The organism is Aeromonas sp. HMWF014 (assembly GCF_963878295.1).
GTDB lineage: Bacteria > Pseudomonadota > Gammaproteobacteria > Enterobacterales > Aeromonadaceae > Aeromonas > Aeromonas popoffii.
The window spans coordinates 1-5,352 of the sequence record NZ_CAWNYS010000543.1; the positions used below are offsets into that span (position 1 = coordinate 1).

Annotated in this window: 3 protein-coding genes, 3 tRNA genes and 2 pseudogenes; 5 read left to right on the forward strand and 3 right to left on the reverse strand. The window is 56.7% G+C overall.

From position 1 onward, the window contains the following. Positions 1-153: 153 nt before the first annotated feature. The 3 genes and pseudogenes from AAC083_RS21150 to dauA all read right to left on the reverse strand — a co-directional run. Positions 154-536, reverse strand: a pseudogene (locus AAC083_RS21150) (transposase); the annotation flags it as partial. A 299-nt stretch (positions 537-835) separates the two neighbouring features. Then, positions 836-923: transfer RNA gene (locus AAC083_RS21155), tRNA-Ser, on the reverse strand. Between the two features lie 276 nt (positions 924-1,199). Then, complete coding sequence (gene dauA / locus AAC083_RS21160) at positions 1,200-2,936, reverse strand: C4-dicarboxylic acid transporter DauA (RefSeq protein ID WP_108535549.1); 1,737 nt, start codon at positions 2,934-2,936, stop codon at positions 1,200-1,202. A gap of 589 nt (positions 2,937-3,525) precedes the next feature. On the opposite strand from dauA, the gene AAC083_RS21165 reads away from it, so the two are divergent. The 5 genes and pseudogenes from AAC083_RS21165 to AAC083_RS21185 all read left to right on the forward strand — a co-directional run. Next, positions 3,526-3,600, forward strand: a tRNA-Asn gene (locus AAC083_RS21165). A gap of 2 nt (positions 3,601-3,602) precedes the next feature. Beyond that, positions 3,603-3,678: transfer RNA gene (locus AAC083_RS21170), tRNA-Asn, on the forward strand. A gap of 284 nt (positions 3,679-3,962) precedes the next feature. After that, positions 3,963-4,451 carry a YqhA family protein gene (locus AAC083_RS21175; protein ID WP_042035645.1) on the forward strand — a complete coding sequence of 163 codons (489 nt, stop codon included), beginning with the start codon at positions 3,963-3,965 and terminating at the stop codon, positions 4,449-4,451. Positions 4,452-4,574: 123 nt separating this feature from the next. Beyond that, positions 4,575-5,024 (forward strand): hypothetical protein, encoded by a 450-nt coding sequence (locus tag AAC083_RS21180; RefSeq protein ID WP_108535550.1) that lies wholly within the window; start codon positions 4,575-4,577, stop codon positions 5,022-5,024. A gap of 4 nt (positions 5,025-5,028) precedes the next feature. Next, positions 5,029-5,352 (forward strand): annotated as a pseudogene (locus AAC083_RS21185) (hypothetical protein); the annotation flags it as partial.

Here is a 5,352-nt window from a genome sequence, read left to right on the forward strand (position 1 = left end):
AAGTCCTTAGTTAGTTCCATTCAAGCTGCATCGATTTGGGCAACAACGCCTTATTTAACCACTTGACCAAGTATGGATACCTTACTTATAGATAACAGGGCGTGGTTTCCTAAATCAGACATGAGCCACAACTTCCCCAGCCCCAATAAATAGCTACAATTGGGACTTTCTAACAGGCAGACCAAGGGCATTCAGTTTGTTCATCGCACACACGTAGGCCATGATCTCTCCCACTTGTCCGTTGTAGTTACGTAGACTGATTTTGCCCGTCATCAACTGCTTAAACCGATACATCGCCGTCTCTGCCTGCGAGCGCCGGTGATATCCCGACATCTTCTTCCAGTGCGCCAGCCCTTCCTTGCGCATCACCAGCACCGCCTCATTTCTCGGATGTCCCTTTTCCCATAACCCCGCGTTCTTGCGAGGCGGGATACAGGCTGCCGCCCCTTTACGCGAGATAAGCTGATGGCTGGTTTTGCTGTCATAGCGCCATCCGCATAAACACGCCCCAACTTGCGCCGCAAAGGGCTGAGCAGGGCGTTGCACCCGGGGTTGTAGTCATTAACGCATCGGGTACGGTAAATGGTCAGGCATTCAGCACGACAGCACCGGAGAGCATCACCAATGCGGTTGTTACCCACATAAAGATCACACCCGCTGCACCCTCATTGGCTGTGGGCTCGGGCGAGCCTTACCATAGACGACAGCCTATCAGTATCGACCTGCGCATCCAACGCTGTACGACATAGTGCCGTACCAGCCAATATCAGATGGCATATCAAAAATCACACATAAAGAAAAAGCCCAAGCAATGCAATTGCTTGGGCTTATCATTTGGCGGTGAGGGAGGGATTCGAACCCTCGATACGTTGCCGTATACACACTTTCCAGGCGTGCTCCTTCAGCCACTCGGACACCTCACCAAATTTTCACTTCTTTGAAGTGGCTTTCGGATCACGCGATGCGTGCTTTTTTTTGCCGACTTCGTCGGTGGGCAGCCACTCGGACACCTCACCAAATTATTTCTCACATTTTCAGGTGCCTGAGTTGCACCATCGCTTACGGGCCATGCCGCGGCGACGGGGCGTAATGTAAGGGATGCTGTATCCTGGGGTCAACGCAATTTTGCAGCTTTCAGTCTGTTTGCTCAAGAACCGAGCCAACTGCGCAAAATCTTGCCACACCGGCATCCCATTTGCTCAGGTTGCCGGCTGTTCTTGGCTATGTTCACCTTTCAATGCCTCTTCCAGCGAGCCATAAAACTCCAGCTGACCGGGTACGGGACGCACCTTGGCACGCGCCAGGGTCTTCAGCGGCTGAAACTGCAATTCGGCGACCCGCAGTTGCACCCCGGCCTTGACCATCTGCTGTTCAAACTGCAAGAAGGCGGAGAGCCCCCCCGCATCCAGAATGGAAACGGCCTCCATCTGCAATACCAGCAACGTGTGTCCCTTGACTTGGGCTACCAGCTCGCCAAAGACCCGTTCGGCGGCGGCGAAGAACAGGGGACCATTGATCTTGTAGAGCAAGGCACCGGCCGGCACTTCGTGGGCATAGCGCTTGTGATCCGCCAGATCGTGCAGCCTGGTCATCTTGGCGATTTCACGCATGAACAGCAGTGACGCCAGGATCACCCCGAAGGTGATGGCAATCACCATGTCGAAGATGACAGTGAGCGAAAGACAGACCATCAATACCAGCACATCGGATTTAGGCGCGCGACGCACCAACTCCACGACCTTATGAGCCTCACTCATGTTCCAGGCGACGATCAGCAGCAGCGCGGCCATGGCCGATAGCGGCAACCAGGAGAGCCAGGGCGCCAACGCCAGAATGGCCGCCAACACCACCAGGGCATGGATGATACCGGAGACAGGCGATGTCGCCCCGGCGCGCACGTTGGCGGCGGAACGGGCAATCGCGGCAGTTGCCGTGATGCCGCCGAAGAAGGGCGCCAGTATGTTACCCAGCCCCTGCCCCACCAGTTCGGCGTTGGAGCTGTGTTTGCGCCCCGTCATGCCATCGAGTACCACGGCGCAGAGCAGCGACTCTATCGCCCCCAGCATGGCCATGGAGAAGGCCGCCGGCAGCAACCGCTGAATGGCCGCCAGGTTCCACTCAACCGGTGCACCATTCGGCCCAGGCAGAGCCCACGGCATCACAAGAGTCGGGGCTATGGGCGGGATCCCCATACCCTGAGTGCCATCGGCCAGGGTATAGCTGAACTTGGTGCCAATGGTGGCCACATCGACCCCGAAATAGTGCAGACCAAACCCCAGACCCACCCCCACCAGCACGGCGGGCAGGTGACCGGGCACCGGCAACCTCAGCCGTGGCCAGAGCAGCAACACGGCCAGGGTCGCAATCCCGACGAGCGTATCGCCCCATTGCCAGCTTGGCAGGGCTAACGCCAGCGCCTCAACCTTACCTATGTAGGTCTCCGGCATCTGCGCCACGAACAGGCCAAAGAAATCTTTGATCTGCAAGGTGGCGATCACGATGCCGATACCACAGGTAAACCCCAGGGTCACAGAGAGCGGAATGTACTCGATGAGACGTCCAAGCCGGGCCATCCCCATGGCCACCAGAAAGAAGCCCGAAATCAGGGTCGCCATCAAGAGGCCACCCACGCCAAATTGCTGGGCCACCGGATAGAGGATCACCACAAAGGCGGCGGTCGGCCCCGAAATGGAGAAGCGGGAGCCACCGGTCACGGCAATGACGATGCCGGCTATGATGGCGGTGTAGAGACCGTGTTGTGGCGGCACGCCACTGGCAATGGCCAGTGCCATGGCCAGCGGAATGGCGATGATGCCGACCGTGATGCCAGCGATCAGATCGCGACCAAAGCGGGGGAGGCTATAGGGTTCATCAATACAGGATTGGCGTAAAGCAATGGCCAGCTTCACGCTTTGCAAAGGAGCTTGGTTGTGCATGTATGTCGTAATACCAGAAGAGGGAGATAAAGGCCGGATTGAACCGGCGCCCGATCATCATCAAGGGCCGGCAGAGCTGTCGACGCGGCGATGGTATCCTGGGCAACCATACTCCAGCCGATGAAATATTTCGATGGGCGGGATCAATGAATGACCGTTACCACGCAAAATCGCCGTTTATTGTCCACATATCACCGGTTTTTCTCACCATTACGCCGATCTTTCACTTTGCCTGCTAACTAAATTCAGACGCGGCCAAATCGCTCACCCTATCCGCCACACCTCTTCCCGCCGGGTCCGGGTCATGGCTTCATTGCTCCGGCGCGATGCGCCGCCCTCCCCCTCGGCTCAGCAAGCCCGCTATGTGGCTCGCCATCGAGGGCAGCCAGATCCCGGCCAGACACGCATGTGTCAAAACGAAAAAGTGCTCGGCAAAAGTCCGTTTCAAGCTGCTGATTGTGCTGAAAATAGTCCACAACGACCACGTTTTGGGCAAACGGGCCGAAATTCGATTTTTTGCGTCGGGTCGCGGGTTGACACCCGGCCAACAGGCTATTAATATCCGCTGCGTCTCAACGAGACAGGCAATTCCTCCTTAGTTCAGTCGGTAGAACGGCGGACTGTTAATCCGTATGCACTGGTTCAAGTCCAGTAGGAGGAGCCAATTCCCTCGTAGTTCAGTCGGTAGAACGGCGGACTGTTAATCCGTATGTCACAGGTTCAAGTCCTGTCGAGGGAGCCAAATTCCAAAGCCCACCCCTATGGTTGGGCTTTTCATGTTTGTCACTGGTGCCCCACTTTCCTCTGTGTGGCGGACACATTAGGTTGCCGGTCGCCTGCCTCTCACACTCCTGATGTGTGGCCGATAGCGATGTAGGCCCAAAGGCCCCATCAAGATCGAATAACAACCGACAAGCCGGGCCCAGTTTGATGGTGATGCCCTTGCGATGCAGCCAGTCAAAAACCAACATTTGCCAGCCGTTTCGCCCCATAATAAGCACAATTTTCCTCTACTCAGGAGTTCTCATGCGCCGATTCAATTTGATGCTCAATGGCAGCCGGTTGATGATGTTCCCTTTTTATGTGTGCATTCTGGTCTGCGTAGCGCTGTTGATGGTGAAGTTTGCCATGCAGCTCTATACGCTGTGCCGCAACATCATCGACATCCACTATCTTGACCTCATCACAGGGGTGCTGACTCTAGTGGACTTCGTATTGGTGGCGCAGATGTTGATCCTGGTGGCTATCTGCGGCTATCTGCAGTTTATTCAGACCCCGGAGCAGCGCGCTGCGATGACCGACAACTGGTTCAACAAGATCAACTTCGTCTCCCTGAAACTCATCGTCATCAACTCCCTGGTGACCATCTCCGGGATCGAGGTACTCAAAGCCTTTCTGGGCAATAGCTCCGGCAATGAAGTCGAGATTAAGTGGTCAGTTATCGTCTTTTTGGCCTTCTCACTGGCGGCACTTATCTATGCAATCACAGAAAAGTTGGTAGTAGAGCGCGAGTAGCCAGTCCCTGTTTTCATTCAGGATTGATTCATTAAGAGCCGAATTGATAACTCTTTTCATTACCTTTACTGCATTGTAAACTTGCTCCCCCCGGGCTGCACCGCCCGGGCGTTGGAGCCCTCAATGACAAGCCTTTCCCTCTCACCCCGACAGTTCTGGCAGTGGCTGGCCTATCACCACCAGGCCGCCGAGGGCACCCTCTATCTGATGTTCTTCTCCGGCCTGCTGTTGTGGGAGCCGCTGACCCCGCTCTGGTCGCTGGCGCGCTGGGCTCTGTTTTTCCATGTGACGCTCTCGCTCACCCTGTTCCCCCTGCTGTTTGGCGCCTTCTGGATCTCTCATCGCACACTACTGAGGCGCAGCAACAAGCCCTTCTTGCGGAGCACAGGTCGCATCATCGAAGGGCTGCTGCTGGTCTGTCTGGCCAGCGGCCTGCTGCTGATCCTGCACGGCACTCCGGGGGACAGCATGGGCGGCCTCGCCAGCTGGGCCCACTGGCTGAGCGCACTGCTGCTCACTCCTCTGGTGCTGCGCCACGCCTGGCGCTGGACCATCTTGCAATGGCACTCCTGATCCCATGTTGAAGTCATCTCTTTGTGCATGTTTGTCACCCCTGCTGGCCCTCGTCCTGCTGCTGGTCAGCCCTTTTGCTACTGCCCAGCAGATGGGCGCTGGAATGCTCGCCTATGAGGAGGGGCAGGGGCAGAGCCCGCGCCTCATCACCGCCAACCTGAGCGCAGGCTCCGTCACCCTGCTTGAGCGCGATAGCGGCAAGCGGCTAAACGAGGTGCAACTGGGTGGCGATCTGCGCCAGATTGCCCGCGCCTATGACGGCACCCTGCTGGTCACCGATTACAGCGGCGATCGCCTGCTGCTACTGGATGATGATCTCAAGCTGGAA

Coding starts and splice junctions, on each gene's coding strand:
- AAC083_RS21175 (WP_042035645.1), top strand. CDS start 3,963: ATGCGCCGATTCAATTTGATGCTCAATGGCAGCCGGTTGATGATGTTC.
- AAC083_RS21180 (WP_108535550.1), top strand. CDS start 4,575: ATGACAAGCCTTTCCCTCTCACCCCGACAGTTCTGGCAGTGGCTGGCC.
- dauA (WP_108535549.1), bottom strand. CDS start 2,936: ATGCACAACCAAGCTCCTTTGCAAAGCGTGAAGCTGGCCATTGCTTTA.